The 382-nt window shown below is 39.8% G+C and carries 1 tRNA gene and 1 rRNA gene; both read right to left on the bottom strand.

What is annotated here, in order from left to right:
* Positions 1 to 138: 138 nt before the first annotated feature.
* Positions 139 to 214: transfer RNA gene (locus JFU56_RS22400), tRNA-Glu, on the bottom strand.
* 99 nt (positions 215 to 313) lie between these two features.
* Positions 314 to 382 (bottom strand): 16S ribosomal RNA (locus JFU56_RS22395); the annotation flags it as partial.

The following is a 382-nucleotide window of genomic DNA, read 5'->3' as shown; positions in this document are numbered from 1 at the left end:
TCATTGTTGTTACCGAAGTAACAACGTGTTTTAAGAACTTCTTTATTTATTCAGCTTTCCAAATTTTTAAAGAGCAATTTGCTAAAAAGCAAAGATAAGTAGTAATACTTAGCTTTGATTTTTAATCAGAAAGAAAAGTGGTATCCCGTACGAGATTTGAACTCGTGTTACCGCCGTGAAAGGGCGGTGTCCTAGGCCTCTAGACGAACGGGACACTATTTACTTTCACGATTGGATTTCATCCCAATCGTTGTCTTTAACGTTTCTATTCAAGCAATTTGTGTGGGCACTTACAAAAATTAACGACTTTACGTAAGGAGGTGATCCAGCCCCAGGTTCCCCTAGGGCTACCTTGTTACGACTTCACCCCAGTCATGAACCA

The sequence above is a fragment of the Moritella sp. F3 genome (genome assembly GCF_015082335.1).
GTDB lineage: Bacteria > Pseudomonadota > Gammaproteobacteria > Enterobacterales > Moritellaceae > Moritella.
This window is presented reverse-complemented; position numbering and strand designations above follow the sequence as displayed.